The sequence below is a fragment of the Cohnella faecalis genome (genome assembly GCF_003570905.1).
GTDB classification, from domain to species: Bacteria; Bacillota; Bacilli; order Paenibacillales; family Paenibacillaceae; genus Cohnella; species Cohnella faecalis.
In genome coordinates, this window is the sequence record NZ_QXJM01000042.1 from 89,525 (window position 1) to 106,894 (window position 17,370).

At 57.4% G+C, this 17,370-nt stretch carries 15 protein-coding genes, 2 pseudogenes and 1 other annotated feature; of the genes and pseudogenes, 1 reads left to right on the forward strand and 16 read right to left on the reverse strand.

Annotated features, from left to right (window positions below; translation table 11 throughout):
- Positions 1-76: 76 nt before the first annotated feature.
- The 7 genes from D3H35_RS25755 to D3H35_RS25785 form a co-directional block, all read right to left on the reverse strand.
- A complete protein-coding gene (locus D3H35_RS25755; protein WP_119152022.1) occupies positions 77-1,348 on the reverse strand; it encodes a methyl-accepting chemotaxis protein in 1,272 nt (423 codons plus the stop codon).
- Positions 1,349-1,445: 97 nt separating this feature from the next.
- On the reverse strand, positions 1,446-2,186 hold the full coding sequence (tatC, locus tag D3H35_RS25760; protein WP_233568164.1) for a twin-arginine translocase subunit TatC: 741 nt from the start codon (positions 2,184-2,186) through the stop codon (positions 1,446-1,448).
- A 111-nt stretch (positions 2,187-2,297) separates the two neighbouring features.
- Positions 2,298-2,534 carry a twin-arginine translocase TatA/TatE family subunit gene (gene tatA / locus D3H35_RS25765; protein WP_119152023.1) on the reverse strand — a complete coding sequence of 79 codons (237 nt, stop codon included), beginning with the start codon at positions 2,532-2,534 and terminating at the stop codon, positions 2,298-2,300.
- A gap of 48 nt (positions 2,535-2,582) precedes the next feature.
- Positions 2,583-3,641, reverse strand: a complete 1,059-nt coding sequence (locus D3H35_RS25770; protein WP_119152024.1) for a molybdopterin-binding protein — start codon at positions 3,639-3,641, stop codon at positions 2,583-2,585.
- Complete coding sequence (locus D3H35_RS25775) at positions 3,638-4,132, reverse strand: MogA/MoaB family molybdenum cofactor biosynthesis protein (protein WP_119152025.1); 495 nt, start codon at positions 4,130-4,132, stop codon at positions 3,638-3,640. The genes D3H35_RS25770 and D3H35_RS25775 overlap by 4 nt, the downstream gene beginning before the upstream one ends.
- A gap of 137 nt (positions 4,133-4,269) precedes the next feature.
- Positions 4,270-4,776 carry a cyclic pyranopterin monophosphate synthase MoaC gene (gene moaC, locus D3H35_RS25780; protein WP_378125093.1) on the reverse strand — a complete coding sequence of 169 codons (507 nt, stop codon included), beginning with the start codon at positions 4,774-4,776 and terminating at the stop codon, positions 4,270-4,272.
- The gene (locus tag D3H35_RS25785) at positions 4,773-5,426 is read right to left on the reverse strand and encodes a 5-formyltetrahydrofolate cyclo-ligase (protein WP_119152027.1); all 654 of its coding nucleotides are present in this window, start codon (positions 5,424-5,426) and stop codon (positions 4,773-4,775) included. Before D3H35_RS25785 ends, moaC begins: the two co-directional genes overlap by 4 nt.
- 167 nt (positions 5,427-5,593) lie before the next feature.
- On the opposite strand from D3H35_RS25785, the gene D3H35_RS25790 reads away from it, so the two are divergent.
- Complete coding sequence (locus D3H35_RS25790; protein ID WP_119152028.1) at positions 5,594-7,537, forward strand: ABC-F family ATP-binding cassette domain-containing protein; 1,944 nt, start codon at positions 5,594-5,596, stop codon at positions 7,535-7,537.
- 1,149 nt (positions 7,538-8,686) lie between these two features.
- Here the strand turns inward: D3H35_RS25790 and D3H35_RS25800 are convergent.
- The 9 genes and pseudogenes from D3H35_RS25800 to D3H35_RS25840 all read right to left on the reverse strand — a co-directional run bounded on the left by D3H35_RS25800 (position 8,687) and on the right by D3H35_RS25840 (position 17,357).
- Positions 8,687-9,112: a protein phosphatase 2C domain-containing protein gene (locus tag D3H35_RS25800; RefSeq protein WP_119152030.1), complete on the reverse strand. Its 426-nt coding sequence runs from the start codon at positions 9,110-9,112 to the stop codon at positions 8,687-8,689.
- On the reverse strand, positions 9,109-9,492 hold the full coding sequence (locus tag D3H35_RS25805) for a PP2C family serine/threonine-protein phosphatase (protein ID WP_119152031.1): 384 nt from the start codon (positions 9,490-9,492) through the stop codon (positions 9,109-9,111). The genes D3H35_RS25800 and D3H35_RS25805 overlap by 4 nt, the downstream gene beginning before the upstream one ends.
- Positions 9,493-9,529: 37 nt before the next feature.
- Entirely contained in the window at positions 9,530-11,110 is a 1,581-nt protein-coding gene (locus D3H35_RS25810; RefSeq protein ID WP_119152032.1) for a 2-isopropylmalate synthase, read from the reverse strand.
- A 454-nt stretch (positions 11,111-11,564) separates the two neighbouring features.
- Positions 11,565-11,826 (reverse strand) — a binding site (T-box leader).
- A 45-nt stretch (positions 11,827-11,871) separates the two neighbouring features.
- Positions 11,872-13,008: a tRNA (adenosine(37)-N6)-threonylcarbamoyltransferase complex transferase subunit TsaD gene (gene tsaD, locus D3H35_RS25815; protein WP_119152033.1), complete on the reverse strand. Its 1,137-nt coding sequence runs from the start codon at positions 13,006-13,008 to the stop codon at positions 11,872-11,874.
- Positions 13,005-13,543 (reverse strand): annotated as a pseudogene (gene rimI, locus D3H35_RS25820) (ribosomal protein S18-alanine N-acetyltransferase). The gene tsaD and the pseudogene rimI overlap by 4 nt, the downstream one beginning before the upstream one ends.
- The gene (tsaB, locus tag D3H35_RS25825) at positions 13,540-14,367 is read right to left on the reverse strand and encodes a tRNA (adenosine(37)-N6)-threonylcarbamoyltransferase complex dimerization subunit type 1 TsaB (RefSeq protein ID WP_119152034.1); all 828 of its coding nucleotides are present in this window, start codon (positions 14,365-14,367) and stop codon (positions 13,540-13,542) included. Before tsaB ends, rimI begins: the two are co-directional and overlap by 4 nt.
- Positions 14,364-14,862: pseudogene (gene tsaE / locus D3H35_RS25830) on the reverse strand (tRNA (adenosine(37)-N6)-threonylcarbamoyltransferase complex ATPase subunit type 1 TsaE). The gene tsaB and the pseudogene tsaE overlap by 4 nt, the downstream one beginning before the upstream one ends.
- A gap of 5 nt (positions 14,863-14,867) precedes the next feature.
- Positions 14,868-15,914: a thiamine-phosphate kinase gene (gene thiL / locus D3H35_RS25835; protein WP_119152035.1), complete on the reverse strand. Its 1,047-nt coding sequence runs from the start codon at positions 15,912-15,914 to the stop codon at positions 14,868-14,870.
- Positions 15,915-16,022: 108 nt separating this feature from the next.
- On the reverse strand, positions 16,023-17,357 hold the full coding sequence (locus D3H35_RS25840; protein WP_119152036.1) for a hypothetical protein: 1,335 nt from the start codon (positions 17,355-17,357) through the stop codon (positions 16,023-16,025).
- Between the last annotated feature and the right edge of the window lie 13 nt (positions 17,358-17,370).

Below are 17,370 nucleotides of genomic sequence, written 5' to 3' on the forward strand. Positions count from 1 at the left end.
AAGAAGACCCGCATCTCCTGCGGGTCTTCGCCGAGTTGGCACGCTTCCCATTGTATCCCAATGAGAGCAACCTCATTCAAGTTTTGTAGTTGCCGACGAGCCCCTTCAGTCTGGCGGCCATCGAGCTAAGATTGTCAGCCGTCCGAGCCATCTCTTCTGTTGAGGAAAGCTGCTCTTCGGTCATTGCCGATACTTGCTCCGTGAACGACGCTGTTTCTTCCGTAATACGCGAAATATCCTGAATCGACTGGACGACGGACGCGCTGCCGGCGGACATCTGCTCGACGGATGCGGCGACGTCCACGATGTTGCCGCTCAACTGGCTGACGTTGTCGACGATTTCCCGGAACGTCTCTTCGGCGTTCTTCATGCCGGCCACCGCCGCGAACACTTGTCCCGCGCTCTGCTCGAACATGGTCGCTACCTGCGCGATATCTCCGGACATCGCTTCGAGCGTGTCCGCAATTTGCACGGCGGACTGCTGCGTCTGATCGGCCAGCTTCCGGATTTCGCCGGCGACGACCGCGAAGCCGCGGCCGTGCTCCCCTGCGCGGGCCGCTTCGATGGCGGCGTTAAGAGCGAGCAGGTTCGTCTGATTCGATACTTCGGATATGTAACCGATAACTTCGCGAACTTGTTCGGATTTGTGGTTCAGTCCGCGCACCGTCCCCTGCAAGGAGCGGAACGCTTTCTCTACCTGGATAATATCAGCGGAAGTTGTACGAAGCAGCTCCGAGCCTTCGGACGCGCGGCTTCGGGTCGTTTGCGCCATATCGGACACGCCTGTCGTCGTCGATGCCACTTGATTCAAGCCGTCGAGCGTTTCTTGCATGACCGCGGATATTTCTTGCGTCTGGGCGACTTGCGTCTCCGAGCCTGAGGCGACTCTCTCGACGGCTTTGGACACTTCGCCGCTAACTCTCGCGTTCTCGTCCGCTCCTTGCTTGAATTGAATGGCCGCTGCGGCGAGCTCCGCGGTGCTGTCTCTAAGCTCTTTCATCATCTTCTGGAGTCCGTCGAGCATTCCGTTAGCGGAAACCGCCAAATCCCCCACCTCGTCGTAGGAGGTCACGTGAACGCGGCGCGTAAGGTCTCCTCCCGAAGAAGCGATATTTTTCAAGGTTGAGGTAACTCCGCCGATCGATCCGGTAATATTCCGTTCCATGATGAAAAGCCCGAATCCGGCCGCCGCGATGACCACGACGAAGATCGCAATCAATTCAATGAACAAAGCCATGTTGTCGCTAACGTCCAGCTGAATGACGATCAAGAGAAACGCCAAAACAAGCAGCACGACTAGTCCTAAAAACCCATATGCAAATTTGCGCCCCAATGACAAATTCCGCATCCATTTGTCCCCTTCCGAATGGTTAACACATAATGTAAGCCTTTTCTAAGACTAGTGTACCATATTTTCGGGAACGGGAATATCGAAATTTGACAGCTTATGCAACGGAATCGTCTTCCTCTTCGGCGCTTTTTGCAGATAGTTTTTTTCGGTATGCGATCCGGGACAGCATGACGCTGAACTCATACAGGAGAATCAAAGGAATGGCAACCAGACTATCCGATACAAAGTCGGGAGGAGTAACGATAACGCCGATTACGATAAGCGCGAACCACGCGTAGCGACGCATTTTTTGGAGCAAGCGAGGCTGCAAAATTCCGAGTCGGGTCAAAAAGAGAATGATGACCGGCAGCTCGAAGAGCAAGGAAATCGGAAGCAAAATGTTGAACAGAAACGAGAAGTATTGGGTAACTCCGTACATCTGCTGCAGACCCATGCTGTGAGTCACGTTTTCGGTAAAATAGAACGCCATCGGGAAAACGACATAGTAGGAAAATGCTAGTCCGATCAAAAACATGATTAACGTGCCGGGGACGTACCGGAGCGTCGAGGATTGTTCCTTCCGCGCCAGCCCGGGCTTGACGAACGCCCACAGCTGAAACATGGCGAACGGCAAAGCGACCAGCAGCGAAATGAGCATCGCGAATTTCATGTACAGTCCGATCGCGTCCCAAGGCGAGAAAGCGTTCAACTCCAAATTGTCCACAGGAGCCGCCGCCACGAGATAGTCGAACAACGGCTGCGCGCCGAACAAGCCCCCTACAAGTCCGAGGACGAATACGATCAGGCAAAACAAAATCCGTTTGCGGAGCTCGCCGATATGTTCGAGTATCGGCATCCATTCCTCTTGCGATTCCGGAATGTTCTTTGGTTTCACTCGCACACCTCCAGGAAGCCTTGCCAATAAGAAAGGCGGCTGATAGGCAGCCGCCCGTTGCATGCCTCCGGCTTATTCCGGCAGGCGTCTTTCCGCTTTCGGCGTCTCGTTCTCCGCTTGCGGGGAAACTTCCACGCGGCGCGCGTTCCGATCCGACGGTTGTTCATCCATCAAATCGTTCGCGCCTTTCTTGAATTCGCGAAGCGTCCGTCCGAATGCTTTGCCAAGCTCGGGGAGCTTATTGGGCCCGAACAGCAGAAGCGCGATCAGCACGAGCAAAATAATGCCCGAAGCGCCTATTCCCGACATAAGGGATCACTCACTTTCCTTCTTGATTGTATCGTACGCAGCCGCCGATCAACAGCGGTGCAATCCTCCGTAACCCATGGCGACGATGTCTTCCTTGCCGATGCGATCCCCCGCCAGCACGCGGGGCAGCAGAACGTCGAACGACGTATACGGATCGTGCATGACGCAGCCCGGCAAACCGAATATCGGAATTCCGCGCAAATAGCCGAACAACAGCATCGATCCCGGCAGCATCGGAGTTCCGTAGCTGACGATGTCCGTTCCGGCCTCTGCGATAGCTCCCGGCGTACGATCGTCCGGATCGACCGACATTCCGCCCGTTACGAGTATCATATCATACCCTTGCTGAAGGAAATAGTGAATATCCTTGACAATTATTTGTCGATCGTCGGGGGCGAATCGCTGCTCCGCCACTTCGGAGCCGAGAGCTTCGAGCTTCGCTCGCACGGCGGGTCCGAATTTGTCGGCGATCCGGCCGGCATACACTTCGCTGCCCGTCGTCAGGAGTCCCGCGCGAGCTTTTCGAAGAGGCCGTACCGACACCGGAGCTTCCCCATGCCGTTGCTTGTATTCGGCGGCAAGCTTCTCAACCTTCCGCACCTTCGATTCCGGGACGATCAACGGGATCGCCCTTGTCGCCGCCAACGCTTCTCCGGCATGGACGACGCGATGGTTCGTCACCGTCGCAAGCGCAATCTCGCCCAAACCGTTAACGCCATCAACGAATTCCTTGGCGATGCAAGCCAATCCGGTGCGGTCCGATTTCACGGACACCTTGCCTTCGTGCGGCTCGCCGAACGCGGTGCCGGTTCCCGACAGCGCCGCCGCCATTCGCAGCGCGGCGTCGTCCTCGTGAAGATCGCTCTCGGCAAGCTCAATGACATACAGATGTTCTTTGCCGATGTCCTTAAGCTTGGGGATGTCTTCCGCTTCGACACGGTGGCCTTTGCGAAACAATCGGCCTTTGAACGAGCCCGGCAAAATCTGGGTAAGATCATGCGCGAGAACCGTACCGATCGCGTCCTCCACCTTCACTTCCCTTAGCACCGAGGAGCTTAGGATCGTATGTTCCGCAGCTCCGGAATCCGAACTGCCGCGGCCGGTCATCCTTCTTTCCCCTTCCGCGAGCCGGACACCTGCTCCAGCGCTTCCGGAAGCAAGTCGATGACAGCCATCAAATGATCGTGCACGCCTTTGGGATCGCCTGGCAAATTAACGATCAGCGTGCGCCCGCGAATGACGCATACTCCGCGAAACAGCGCGCTTCGGCGCGATCGCTGCATGGATGCGTAACGCATCGCCTCCGCGATGCCCGGAACGTTGCGGTCCGCGATCATAAGCGTCGCTTCCGGCGTCACGTCCCGAAATCCGAGGCCGGTTCCTCCTGTCGTAAAGACGAGATCGGCTTGATAATAATCCGCCATCTCGATGAGCGCCGCCCGGATTTCCCCCTGCTCGTCCGGAACGATCCGGTAGTCGACGATGTCTCCGATCAGCTCTTCCTCTACCAGTTCCCGAATAACTTGCGCGCTCGTGTCTTCCCTCTCTCCGCGTGAGCCTTTGTCGCTTGCCGTCAATAACGCCACTTTCCAGCGCATGCTTCTTCCCCCCGTCCCATGAGTTCGAAGACCGAAATGAACGAATAAGAAAGCTTTGTTCCATTGCGCTTATCCGATTCATTTTCCCAAAAAAATAGTTCCCGAAAGAACGAATGCTTTGCGCGGCAGGCAAGCGGCTACGCCGGCCCGGCTTCCGATGCCGCTTCGTAGTCGCCGTTTTTCCCGCCTGTCTTAAGCAGCAATTGAACGGGGCCTATCACCATATCCTTCTGCAACGCCTTGCACATATCGTAAACGGTAAGCGCCGCGGCGGACACCGCCGTAAGAGCTTCCATCTCGACTCCCGTCTTCCCGGTCGTCTTTACTTCCGCCGTTATGAACAGCGTGTCCTTGCCGTTATCGCCGAAGGTAATGTTCACTCCGGTCAAAGGCAGCGGATGGCACATCGGAATCCAATCTGACGTTTTTTTCGCAGCCTGGATGCCGGCTACCTGCGCGACCGCCAGCACGTCGCCCTTGGCGACCGCTCCTTCGCGTATTCTTCGCAGAGTATCGGGCGCCATGACGACTTTGCCTTCCGCTTTGGCTGTCCGGGCCGATACCGGCTTGTCCGACACGTCCACCATGACGGCGCGGCCTTGTTCATTGAAGTGGGTAAGTCCGTCATGCGCGTCTCTCATCATAATCCCTCCGTCCAAGTGGAGTTCCAATAAACGTCTTTCTCCGTCGCCAAAGCGTCCATTCGCAAATCGTGGGACTCCTTCGGCAAACGCTCCTCCGTCACTTGCAGCGAGTAAGCGAATCCGATCCACCGCGTTCCTTCGCGGAGACCGGTCGTCTCGGCCGCATAGAGCCGGTCATAAAATCCCCCGCCATAGCCAAGCCGTCCTCCGAACCGGTCAAAAGCAAGTCCCGGAACGAGAACGACGTCGAGCGGGGCGCTTTCGGGATAGCGGGTCGTCCGTGCCGGGTCCGGCTCCGGCACTCCCCACTTGCCGGAAATAAAGCTCGCCATGGATCTCACTTCGCGAAGCTCCAGGCTTCGTCCGCTGTCCGAACTTACCATCCTCGGTGCGACGATCCGGTCGCCTGCTCGCAACGCTAGCTCGAACAGAAGTTCGGGGTCCGCCTCCGAGCGGAAAGCCCCGTATAAACATATCGTTAACGGTCTATCCGACCGGCGGCGAAGAGGTGCGAGAATGCCATCCTCCACCATTCGGCATGCGAGTGCCGAATTCCTTCGCCGCTCATCGGAATCGAGCGTATCTCTTAATGCCGTCATCCGGTTGCGCCAGCCCTTTTTGTCGAACGGCCCATTCCCCTGCGCTTCCATCAATGCCGCCTCACCTTGAAAACAAATGAAAATCCTGGTTTCAGTGTATCACTTGTCGCCCCCATTCGCCAATAACCCAAGGCGTCCGCGGGCTTGGACGCTCCGCCGGATTTACGGTACACTGGAATCATCGTCTTAAGAACCGAATTGTGACGGAGGGATCCCTCTTGCTTTTGCAAGCTTCAGGCATTATTAAAAATTACGGCGTTACCCCGATCTTGTCAGGCGTATCGCTTCAAGTGGGAGAGCGCGACCGGATCGGTCTCGTCGGCGTGAACGGAGCCGGCAAATCGACTTTTCTCCGGATCTTGGCCGGCGAGCTGCAGGCGGACGGCGGCTCGGTATCCAAGCCCAAAGAGCTGCGAATCGGTTACTTGGCTCAAAACGGCGGGCTTCAAGGCCACTTGACTCTTCAAGAAGAAATGACATCCGCTTTCGGCCCTCTGCTCGATCAAGAGAAGGAGCTTCGCGCGATGGAGCTGCGGATCGCCAATCCGAACGAGCAAGCCGATCCGATCAAGTACGAATCGCTTCTAACTCAATACGCCGATCGGAGCGAACGCTTTCGCGAAGCCGGCGGCTATGAGATGAACAACCGCATCCGCAGCGTTCTTCATGGAATGGGCTTCGGCGAATTCGCTCCGGACACCGCCATTTCCAGCTTAAGCGGAGGACAGCGGACGCGGCTTGCGCTTGCGCGGCTTCTGCTCGTTCAGCCGGATTTGCTTCTGCTGGACGAACCGACCAACCATCTGGACATCGATACGCTATCCTGGCTGGAGCAATATTTGCGCAACTACTCCGGATCTATGGTTATCGTTTCGCATGACCGTTACTTTCTCGATGCTACCGTTACTTCTATAGTAGAAATCGAACGCCACGCGGCGATTCGTTACACCGGCAACTACACTCGATTCATGGAGTTGAAGGAAGCCGATTATTCGCAAAAGGTAAAGCTGTTCGAGCAGCAGCGCAAAGAAATCGCGCGAATGGAGGACTTCATTCAACGCAATATCGTTCGCGCCACCACGACCCGCCGCGCCCAAAGCCGCCGCAACGCTCTGGAGAGAATCGAGCGGCTGGAAAAGCCGGGAACGTTGAAGCAGGCAAGCTTTTCCTTCGCGACCGAACGAAGAAGCGGCAAGGATGTGCTCGAGGTATACGATGCCGCAGCGGCGCCGCAGCCGGATATGAGTCCGTTGTTTCACAACGTTGCCTTCGAGGTAAAAAGGGGCGAACGGGTTGCCCTGCTCGGTCGGAACGGGGTCGGAAAAACGACTTTGCTCAAAGCGCTGGTCGGCAAGACGGAATTGCGCTCCGGAGCTTATAGGTGGGGAACGGGCATCTCGCTCGGATATTACGATCAGGAGCAGCGCGAGCTGAACCCCGCCAACACCGTTCTGGAGGAAGTGTGGAGCGCGTTCCCTTCGCAGCCGGAAGCCGAAATCCGGACGGTGCTGGGCAACTTTCTATTCAGCGGGGAAGATGTTCGCAAAAGCGTAGGCTCCTTGAGCGGCGGGGAAAAAGCGAGGGTCGCGCTCTCGAAGCTCATGCTGCTGAAGGCGAATGTGCTGCTGCTGGACGAGCCTACGAACCATCTCGATCTGATGAGCCGCGAGGTTCTGGAGGCCGCGTTGGAAGAATATGAAGGAACGCTCATTTTCGTATCTCACGATCGATACTTTCTCAATCGGCTAACGGATCGGATTGTCGAACTTCACCCGGACGGCGCGAAGCATTTCCTGGGAAATTATGACGAAATGGTTGCGAAAAAGCGGGAAATGGAAGAATGGTTAGCGTCATCAAACGCCGCCGCTTCCCAAGTTCCGCAATCCGCATCCGTCGGTTCGGCATCCTCCGCCAACGCGACAAGCTACGAAGCGGACAAACAGGCAAAACGAGACCAACGCGCAAAGCAGCGGAAGCTTGAGCAGGCGGAAGCGGATATCGCCAAGCTTGAGGAAGAAATCGCGGCTTTGGAAGAGGAGATGGCTTCGCCCGAAGTCGTCACGGATTATGTACGGCTCCGCGAGAAACAGGAAGCCGTCGAATCGCGGCGGACCGCGCTCGAACTAGCATTTGCCGTGTGGGAATCCGCCATGGAGGAGTAATGTAAAGCCGGCGTAAACTATTCACAACGTTATCCACAGCTTGAGTTAACCGGAATTCGGAAGGCCTGTCTATCTTCAGCCTCGAAAACCGTTTGTACTCAAGCTTTTTTCATTCTATTTTTCGTAATTCCCGTACTTTTCCACCGAATTATCCACACTACCCACATTATCCACTATAAAACTGTGAAAAAGTCATCCCCGTTTGCATGTTTACATTCCCTTTACAGTGCCAACGGGTTCACGCGTTTGTCCACAGTATACACAGGTGGTGTGGATAACTTTGTCCACATCTACTTGAGAATAAGTTTCACGTTGTGAACGGCAGCGGGACGACGTACCATACTTCAGCTCGCAGAACACACCTTGCGGCGAATGTATGGAACGACGTACCACTCTTCGACTCACAGCAGCGCCCTTCGGCGAATGTATGGGACGACGTACCACACTTCAGCTCGCACAATCGCCCTTCGGCGAATGTATGGGACGACGTACCACACTTCAGCTCGCACAAGCGCCTTTCGGCGAATGTATGGGACGACGTACCACACTCCGGCTCGCAGAAGCGCCTTCCGGCGAATGTATGGGACGACGTACCACACTCCGGCTCGCACAAGCGCCTTTCGGCGAATGTATGGGACGACGTACCATACTTCAGCTCGCACAAGCGCCCTTCGGAGAATGTATGGGACGACGTACCACACTCCGGCTCGCAGAAGCGCCTTCCGGCGAATGTATGGGACGACGTACCACACTTCGGCTCGCAGAAGCGCCTTTCGACGAATGTATGGGACGACGTACCATACTCCGGCTCGCACAAGCGCCCTTCGGAGAATGTATGGGACGACGTACCACACTTCGACTCACAGAAGCGCCTTTCGGCAGAATGTATGGGACGACGTACCATACTTCAGCTCGCAGAAGCGCCTTTCGGCGAATGTATGGGACGACGTACCACTCTTCGGCTCGCAGAAGCGCCTTTCGGCAGAATGTATGGGACGACGTACCACACTTCAGCTCGCAGAACACACCTTCCGGCGAATGTATGGGACGACGTACCACACTCTGGCCAGCAGCCAAATGGGCGAAGTAGGTCATTAACGTGACGAAGGACCCGGCCGCTCGTGCCAGGTCCTTCGCCAAATCGATGAGTCACTCGCCCGGCATAACGCCGGGATGCGGATTGTTGACGGGCCACACAAGCAAAGTCGTGCTATCTTTCGTTCTCGCCGCATGCAATCGCGACAAAAATGCCAGCACTCCGCGTTCCAGCTCGCGCGCCGAGCCGCTCAGCCGCAGCGGCCAATCCTTCATGACGTTAACGTCGCAGCCTTCCGAGTCCAAAAAGCCGTCCGTCGCCATCACGATTGCGTGCTGCCCCTCCCTCAGCTGCCTTCGCCCCGCAGAATAACAAGGAACCGGCAGATCGAACGTATTGACGTTCCCGATCCATTCGAAGAAATTGCGCTGGTTAAGCATCGACTGCTCCCATGCAAGCAGCTCCGGATGAAGGAGAAACAGCATGCAATCGCCGACGGACAGCCACCACAAATAATTTTCCATCCGGCAGACGATCAAGCAGGAGCATTCCCCTTGACAGCCGCACAATCGGAGCGGAAAGCCTCCGAACGAAACAGAGCGAGCAAAGTCGATTCCAAACCGGAAAAAGCAGTGTCTACGGGCTCGGATAACAGGCTTTCTATCGAGGGACGTTCCGTCAGCAGAGCATCGATGACCAGTTCGGCGCTTTCGCATGAGCCGTGCGCGTCGAGAATGACCGCGAACTCCCAACGGCCTTCGCCGTCGCTCCAAACCAACAGACCGTCTTCATTTTTGTCCGCTCCGCTTGCCGAGCTGCCCCCGTACCGGCCTACGCAAATCCCGTCTAGCCGAGTCGCATCCGGCCGATCCAAATAGGATTCCGCTCTTCCCGTCCAGTAAAAGGCTTCGTTGCCCATTGTAATTCGACGCTCCTTCGGGAATTAGCTTTCCTTATTATTGTCCGGAAGCTTCCTCCCGTACAACCGCTTTTCCGGTACGGATTGCAATAGCGACGCTGTTGCATGCCGAGACGTAAGCCCGAGCGGCCGCCAGTATGATGTCATTGTGAATGGCCGTGCCGCGATATCGCTGTCCCTCGTAGACGACGGTTACGACGGCTTCGCCGGACGCTCCCTCTCCCGTAGACAACGAATGCAGCTCCAAATCCTCGAACTCCACGCCGGATGGAACCGCCTGCCGAATGCAATGAATAATCGCTTCGAGCGGGCCTTCGCCGGCGCCGGTGAAAATCCGTTCCTCGCCGTCCTCGCTGCTGCGTATCGAAACCGAAGCGATGCGGGCACGATGGGAGCCGGCAAGCACTTGAACGTCTGTCAGCGAATACGGCTCTACGACGGAATCGGTCGATTCGCCTACCAATTGCATCAGCACATCGTCGGTAATGATTTTTTGCACATCCGCTTTTTCCTTGAAGCGACCGTACAAATCGTCCAGTTCCGTATCCGTCAGCTGCACCCCGAACTCCGAGACGCGGTGCTTGATCGCATGGCGGCCCGAATGCTTGCCGAGGATGATCATATTGCGCGGAATGCCCATCGCTTCGGGATCCATGATCTCATAGGTGTTGCGGTTCTTGAGCAAGCCGTCCTGATGGATGCCGGACTCGTGCTGGAACGCGTTGCGGCCAACAATCGGCTTGTTGAAGGCAATCGGAAAATGCATCGTGCGGCTGACCAGACGGGACGTCTCGTAAATATGCTCCGAACGAATGCCCGTCTCGACGCCGAACGAGCCGCCCCGCGTCTCGATCGCCATGACAAGCTCCTCCAGAGAGCAGTTGCCCGCTCGTTCGCCGACACCGTTAACGCTCACCTCGACCTGCGTGACGCCGTGGCGGATAGCCGCCAAGCTATTGGCGACGGCCAGCCCCAAATCGTTGTGGCAATGGGTGCTGTAGACGACTTTGTCGCCGCCCCGCACGTTTTTACGAATTCGCGTAAACAGCGGGCCGAATTCCTCCGGCAGCGCATAACCCATCGTGTCCGGCACGTTAATAATCGTTGCTCCGGCCTCAATCGCGGCCTCTATCATCCGAAAGAGGAATTCTTCGCTCGCGCGGGAAGCGTCCATCGGCGAAAACTCGATTTCATCCACAGACTGTTTGCCGTAAGATATCATGTCTTTCATCATGTTAATGACTTCGTCCTGCGATTTGCGCAGCTGGAAGTCCAAATGGATTTGGGACGAGGATATGAACAGGTGCAGACGGCGACGGGCGGCGTCTTGCGTCGCCGCGACCGCTGCGTCGATATCCGCTCTTACGCAGCGCGCGAAGCCGGCGATTTCTACCTCTTGCAGCTCGCGGGAAATTTGCTGAATAGCGGCAAATTCGCCCGGACTCGATATGGCGAAGCCCGGTTCGATCGTATCGACTCCCAAGCGGGCCAATTGACGGGCGATAATAATTTTTTGCTCGGGCTTCATCGAGGCGCCGGGAGCTTGCTCCCCGTCGCGCAAAGTCGTGTCAAAAATTCGGATTCGTTTGTTGTTGTTAGCGTTCGTCGCGGTTGTCATGTCTCTTCTACCTCCTGAAATGTTAACGTAGTAAGGTTTGGAAACGACAAAAAGCCCGTCGTCTCCTGATCTGCAAGAGACGACGGGCTTCGAAGGCCGCCGCGGTACCACTCTTTTTGGAGCCGTTCGTCTCCGGTAGACGAATCCTGCTCCCCCTTGTGCGCCGATGTTCCAACCGTCCGGACGGTTGAATTCGGCGAGCGCCTTGTATCGGAGGCCAACCGTATAGGCATACTTCCGGCAAGCGCCGCGTTAGCCGCTTGTTCCGTCGTTCCGCCAATCCGCTCCCGGGCGAGTTCGGAGTCCCCTTCGGCTGCGTCGCACCGACCCGCAGCTCTCTGATTACCGGAGGATATATCCTACTGATCCCGATCATCGCGTTGATGATGTAAGGTATGGGTGAAACGCGTCCGGCCGACTTAAAAGAATACAAAAAAGCCCGCCATCTCTTTATTCAAGAGACGGAGGGCCTGTCGGCTGATCCGCGGTACCACTCTCGTTGACGCATTCCTGCGTCCGCCTTAAGCGAAAACTCCAGCTTGCTTCGGAGCTTTCCGCGCCCGATCACGGGGGCTAGCCGTTCCGATGTACGCGGCGCAAGCCGTTCCATCGATCCGCTCCCAGGCGAGTTTCGGATTTCCCTTCGGCTGCGTTGCACCGTCCCGCAGCTCTCTGATTACCGGGTAAGTCCTACTGTTCCTGTTCGTCGCGTTTGATTATGGTTGAGTTGGACTTTATTATATTCACCGAAAATGGTTCTGTCAATTCCCGAAAACAGAATTTCCAATAACGGAATTTCCGGCTGCGGATTCAGACAAGGATGGACTCGGCTCTTTTCCCACCGACCATCCCTCCAAAGAAATCATCGGGTCCGCCTTCATGTCGAGAGAGGTAAATTCCCCTCGCCGCCACTTCAGATCGGCGGCGGAAGCAATCATAGCCGCATTGTCGGAGCATAGCGACATCGGCGGAATAAGCAGCGGAAGCCGCGCTTTCCCGCACAGCTCGGACAGCTTCGCGCGAAGCCCGCCGTTCGCCGCGACGCCGCCGCAGAGCAGCAACTGACGTACGCCGAATTCCGCGGCGGCCTTCATCGCCTTGGTCGTAACTACGTCGATGACCGAGTTCTGAAATCCGCGTGCAAGCGCGGCTTCTCTCACCGGCTCGCCCTTCATTTTCGCGCGGTTGATTTCCGCAAGCACCGCCGATTTAAGCCCGCTAAAGCTGAAATCGTACGAATCCGGCTCCAGCCAGGCGCGCGGCAGCTCGATCTCCTCTTCCGCTCCCTGGGCAAGCTTGTCGACGTGGGGCCCGCCCGGATAAGGAAAGCTCAACGCGCGCGCCACCTTGTCGTACGCTTCTCCGACGGCGTCGTCCCGCGTCCGTCCGACGATGCGGAATTCTCCTTCCCGTTCAAGCAAAACAAGCTCCGTATGCCCGCCGGAAACGACCAACGCAAGCGCGGGATATTCGATCTCGCCGATAAGACGGTTCGCGTAAATATGCCCGGCAATATGATGCGTTCCGATCAGCGGCACATCGAGCGCGAGCGCCAAGCTTTTGGCGGCGACGACTCCGACGAGCAAGGCGCCGATCAAGCCCGGCCCTTGCGTAACGGCGATCGCATTCACGTCGGCTAATCCGACCCCTGCAACCTTCAGAGCCTCCTCCAAAATGACCGTTATGCTTTCGACATGCTTTCGCGATGCAATCTCGGGAACGACACCGCCGAATCGGCGATGGGTTTCGATTTGGCTGGACACGACATTGGACAGCACTTCGCGGCCGTCGCGCACAATCGCCACCGAAGTCTCGTCGCAGCTCGTCTCAATGGCAAGAATATAATAAGGGCTCGCGTTCTCGCCCGATTGCTCTCTTTTTTGTTGATCCGATATCATGAGCTTCGTTCCCCTTCCGCCGCTCCCGCTATTTCCGTTCCGGCGTTCTCCTCCGGCACGAGCTCCGCCCACATGATCAAGGCATCCTCACCGTTGTCCGAGTAATAGCCGGGACGAAGGCCCGCGCCGTAAAAGCCGAGCTTGCGATAAAGCGATTGGGCGATTTCGTTGGATACCCGAACCTCCAGCGTCATCCTCAGCATACCGAGCCAGCTAGCCGTCCTCATCATTTCCCGAAGCAGCTTTTCGCCTAATCCCTTGCCGCGATAAGGCTCTCGAACCGCAATATTCGTCACGTGCGCTTCATCGACGATAAGCCACATGCCGCCGTATCCAATAGGATGCCGTCCTGCTCCATGATCATATATTTGGCGAACATATTTTGAGTCAATTCCGCCCGAAAAGCTTCCTCCGACCAAGGAGCCGCGAACGATTCCTTCTCGATCTGCACGATCGTATCCAGGTCGTCCATCGTCATTAATCGAAATTGCAGCTCTCCGCCATCCGCCTCGTAACCGTAAGCCCGCTCCGTCATTTCGCGCCTCCTTGCCGAGAGGCTTCGAGCAGCTTCACTTCCGCCTCCGTCAGTTGCGTATAGTTAGGAACGAACGAATGAACGTCGTCCGCTTCTCCGCGGCTAAGACGCCGTTCCGCCAATCGTCCCAAAGCTCCCGCGTCCATCGCGAACGGAAGCAGGCGCCCTCTCCCGTATTCATCCGCCGCTTGACGGATCGCCGCTTCGTGAGGCGCCGTCTCGCCGACGAACCATACTTCGCCCGCGCCTTCGTTCTCCGCTTCAGCCAGCAGCCTCTTGGCCCAGCTCTCGATCAGACGAATGCCGTCGTTGTCGATTCGCTCCCACGATCCGTCGTTAGCGGCAGCGAACCTTGCAGTATATACTTGTCCTCGCCGGGCGTCCATAATCGGAACGATCCATCTTTTTTCCGAATCCGGACGCTCGTCTTCGCCCGGCTCGAGCAGAATCGTATCATGCGCCCCCAATGCGAGAGCTTCGAGGCTGGACACGCCAATAAGCGGCTTGTTCCACGTCCAAGCCAACGTCTTCGCAGCCGAAACGGCAATCCGGACGCCCGTATAAGAGCCGGGTCCCTGTCCGACCGCGATGGCGTCCAGCTCTTCCCGGCCAATTCCGCTCACACGCATAATATCCTTTAGCTCCGATACGATCCTTACCGAATGGTTGCGTTCCGCGAACGACTGCGACGCACCGATCGCAACGCCGTCCCTTATAACGGCAACCGAGAGAGAAGCCGTCGATGTATCGAAGGCCAGCAAGGTTACCGGCTGGCGTTCCGCGCCCGTATTCGTACCCAAATCTATCGCCTTTCTTTCGCTCATAAGCTCGGTTCTCCTTCCGCCCGTTGAAGCCCGAGCTCCCGAATCCAGGCCCGGTAAAGCTCGCCTTCCGGCTTGCACCACAGCCGCCTCGAAGTCGGTCCCGTCGTCTCGAGGTAAACGCGCAGCCGTTCCGCAGGTAAAATCGGCTCGATCAAAGACGCCCATTCCACAAGAGTCACCCGTCGCCAAAAAAATAATCGTCCATCCCGAGCTCGTCCGCCTCCTCCAGAGACAGCCGATACACATCCATATGATAAAAGGGCAGTCTCCCGCCCTCGTATTCCTTAATGATCGTAAAAGTCGGACTGTTCACGATGCCCGAACTCCGAGCGCGTCCGCAAAAGCTTTCGAGAACCTCGTCTTGCCCGCTCCGAGATCTCCGTCCAGTGCCAGCAGCGATCCCGGCACCGAACGACGAGCCAGCTCCGCCGCGAATGCCGCCGTATCCGACTCCGTATACGCTTCCGTTACGTACCAACCGCTCTCCGTGTCCATTCCCCTTATCCTCTCGCGAAATGATTGTAGCCGCGCTTGTCCAGCGGCTTTCGCTTGCCGCCTTCCGAATCGAGCCATACGCCGGCATCGCCCGCCTCCGTCTCTCCGATGACGAACAACGGCAAGCCTTCGGAGCGAAACAGCGCTCTAAGCTCCGCCTCGGAAGACTTGTCCGCTGTACCGAGCAACACGTAATCCTCTCCTCCGTACAGCATCCATTCCAGCGGGTCGACTCCGCAATGTCTCGCATACGAAGCCAATTCCCCCGCGAGCGGCAGACGCGGCTCCTTCAATACGATCGATACGCCGGAAGCTTCCGCGATTTCCCATGCTTCGCTTGCCAAGCCGTCGCTGACGTCGTTAAGAGACGAAGCGAACCCTTGCTCCAGAAGGAGCCGTCCCGCTTTGACCGACGGAGCCGGACGCCGATGAGCTTGCACGAGCGATTTGGGCGGCGGCGGAGTTTTCTTAGCCCGAGGTATGCCCGTCTCCGCTGCCGAAGCAGAGCCAAGCATTCCGTGCAGCCCGCCCGCAGAAAGACCGACCGGGCCGGTTACGAACACGATCTGGCCCGGACTCGCCCCGCTTCGTCGGATCGCTCGCCCTTGCTCGACGACGCCGACAAGAGTAACCGAGACGACCAAATGGCGGGGCGCCGACGTCGTGTCGCCGCCGACTACCGCCACTCCGTAGCGCCCCGCGCAATCGTACAAGCCGTCGAAAAGCCTCTTCATTCGTTCGGGAGTCCATGACGGAGGAATGCTGACCGACACGAGAGCGTGCAAAGGCACGCCGCCCATCGCCGCAATGTCGCTGACGTTGGCGGCAAGCGCCTTGTAGCCGACATCCTCGTCGGTCATCGTCTCATCGCGAAAATGCACCTCTTCGACCATCGTGTCGACGGCAAAGAGCCAATCCTTGTCCGGAGCGGCTTCCACGGCGGCCGCATCGTCGCCGATGCCGATCCGGACGCCTGCCGCGGACAGCCATTCCTTGGGCTGACGGCGTTCCGTCCAGGCCCGGATCAGCGAGAATTCGTCGAGTGGGAGCACATTCGGATCCCCTTTGCATGATTTTGACCTTATTATATCGGGGCATGCCCGAACATGCAAAAGAAAGAAGCCGCTGCTTCGCGGCTTCCCCCTCCCTGCGCTCGGCCCTTATCGAGCTTCATGCTCCAGCCATTCGTAATAAACGCATTCCGCTATGAAAAACAACGAAAGATACAGCTTCCCCCATTCATACTGAGTCAGCAGCCGGCGAATCGGCTCCCGCGCAAGCTTAAGGACGGCAGGGTCGCCGCTTAACGCAACGAACCATGCGGCCCAGAGCGGCTCCCGAACGTATTGCGCTTCATACACTTTGCGCGGCGAACGCTCGTGCCACTCCCGAGACTGGATTTCCGCGACCGTTACGGCATCCTCTACGCTCTCTTGCCGCTTCCACCAAGCGTTGAGGAACCTCCAATCGATGTCGAAAGGAATCTCGTTGTCGTTGTCGTAGGCCGTATACTTTTCCTTGCGAATATATGCCAACGCTCGCTGTGCATTATGGTCCAAGCCTGCCGCGAACATGAGCTTCCGGTTCTCGTCCCGTTCAAGCTCGCGAAGCTCCCGCAGGCAGGCTTGCGCGCTGGCCGACGTCCAATACGGGTATTTGCGGAGCCGGCTTCCGCCGGTTCGCGCCTTCTCCTGGCCGGCGCACACTTCTTTCGTAAGAAAATCGCTTTCGTAACGGGAACCCGGCTCGTCGCGCAATCCCGTCTCGCACCATTGAAACCGGGTTTTTCCCGCACCTCCCGGTTTTTCTTCTCCGGCTTCGACGTATAAATCGCCCCATTTTCGATCTCCGGTCAACTCGCCCGTCACCTTCAGAACGAATAGAAGCCTGGCCGCATGGATAAATCCCGCTTTGCGCCAATCTCCGCGGAAAGCGTAGAAATCGCGATCGCACGGGAGCCTCCAGCGAAGGCGTACGATCGCCTCAGCCGCAGCGGCGACCGACCGTTCGATACGCGGCTTCATTTCCGGCGAACACAGGCCGCTTCGCACATATTTCCACAACCCGTAGAACCAAGGGGCGGTCTGATCGTCCGAGCCGATGAAATGATGGCCTCTTCCGTCCGTCGCGATCCCCCGCGCCACGAATCCGGGGGAATCGCCGACTTCTCCCAGCCGTACGAGACCGAGCGCGATTTTCTCGGCGCGAATGCGGTCCCGCTCCTCCCCCGTCGTCTTCCATCGGTTAATGAGGCCGTCCAAGTACAGCCCGTTGAAGAAAGCGCCGTTCTCCGCCGGGCACCACCAAGCCAGCGCATTCGGCTTGCCTTCCCGGCATTCCTCCGGAGTCGGCAAAGATACGGTGCCGTCGAGGCCGGCGTAATCGAGCACGATGCCGTATCCTTCCTGCTCGTGAATGAACCGCCGCCATATTTCGTCATGCGCCCGTTCAACCGCTAACGCGACGGAGTCGCTTCGATTGACTTGCCAGCCCACGTCGGATTCTCCT

Bases quoted from the DNA above. Each gene is read 5' to 3' on its own strand.
- D3H35_RS25755 (WP_119152022.1), bottom strand. From the start codon at position 1,348: ATGCGGAATTTGTCATTGGGGCGCAAATTTGCATATGGGTTTTTAGGA.
- tatC (WP_233568164.1), bottom strand. From the start codon at position 2,186: ATGCCGATACTCGAACATATCGGCGAGCTCCGCAAACGGATTTTGTTT.
- tatA (WP_119152023.1), bottom strand. From the start codon at position 2,534: ATGTCGGGAATAGGCGCTTCGGGCATTATTTTGCTCGTGCTGATCGCG.
- D3H35_RS25770 (WP_119152024.1), bottom strand. From the start codon at position 3,641: ATGACCGGCCGCGGCAGTTCGGATTCCGGAGCTGCGGAACATACGATC.
- D3H35_RS25775 (WP_119152025.1), bottom strand. From the start codon at position 4,132: ATGCGCTGGAAAGTGGCGTTATTGACGGCAAGCGACAAAGGCTCACGC.
- moaC (WP_378125093.1), bottom strand. From the start codon at position 4,776: ATGATGAGAGACGCGCATGACGGACTTACCCACTTCAATGAACAAGGC.
- D3H35_RS25785 (WP_119152027.1), bottom strand. From the start codon at position 5,426: ATGGAAGCGCAGGGGAATGGGCCGTTCGACAAAAAGGGCTGGCGCAAC.
- D3H35_RS25805 (WP_119152031.1), bottom strand. From the start codon at position 9,492: ATGGGCAACGAAGCCTTTTACTGGACGGGAAGAGCGGAATCCTATTTG.
- D3H35_RS25810 (WP_119152032.1), bottom strand. From the start codon at position 11,110: ATGACAACCGCGACGAACGCTAACAACAACAAACGAATCCGAATTTTT.
- tsaD (WP_119152033.1), bottom strand. From the start codon at position 13,008: ATGATATCGGATCAACAAAAAAGAGAGCAATCGGGCGAGAACGCGAGC.
- tsaB (WP_119152034.1), bottom strand. From the start codon at position 14,367: ATGAGCGAAAGAAAGGCGATAGATTTGGGTACGAATACGGGCGCGGAA.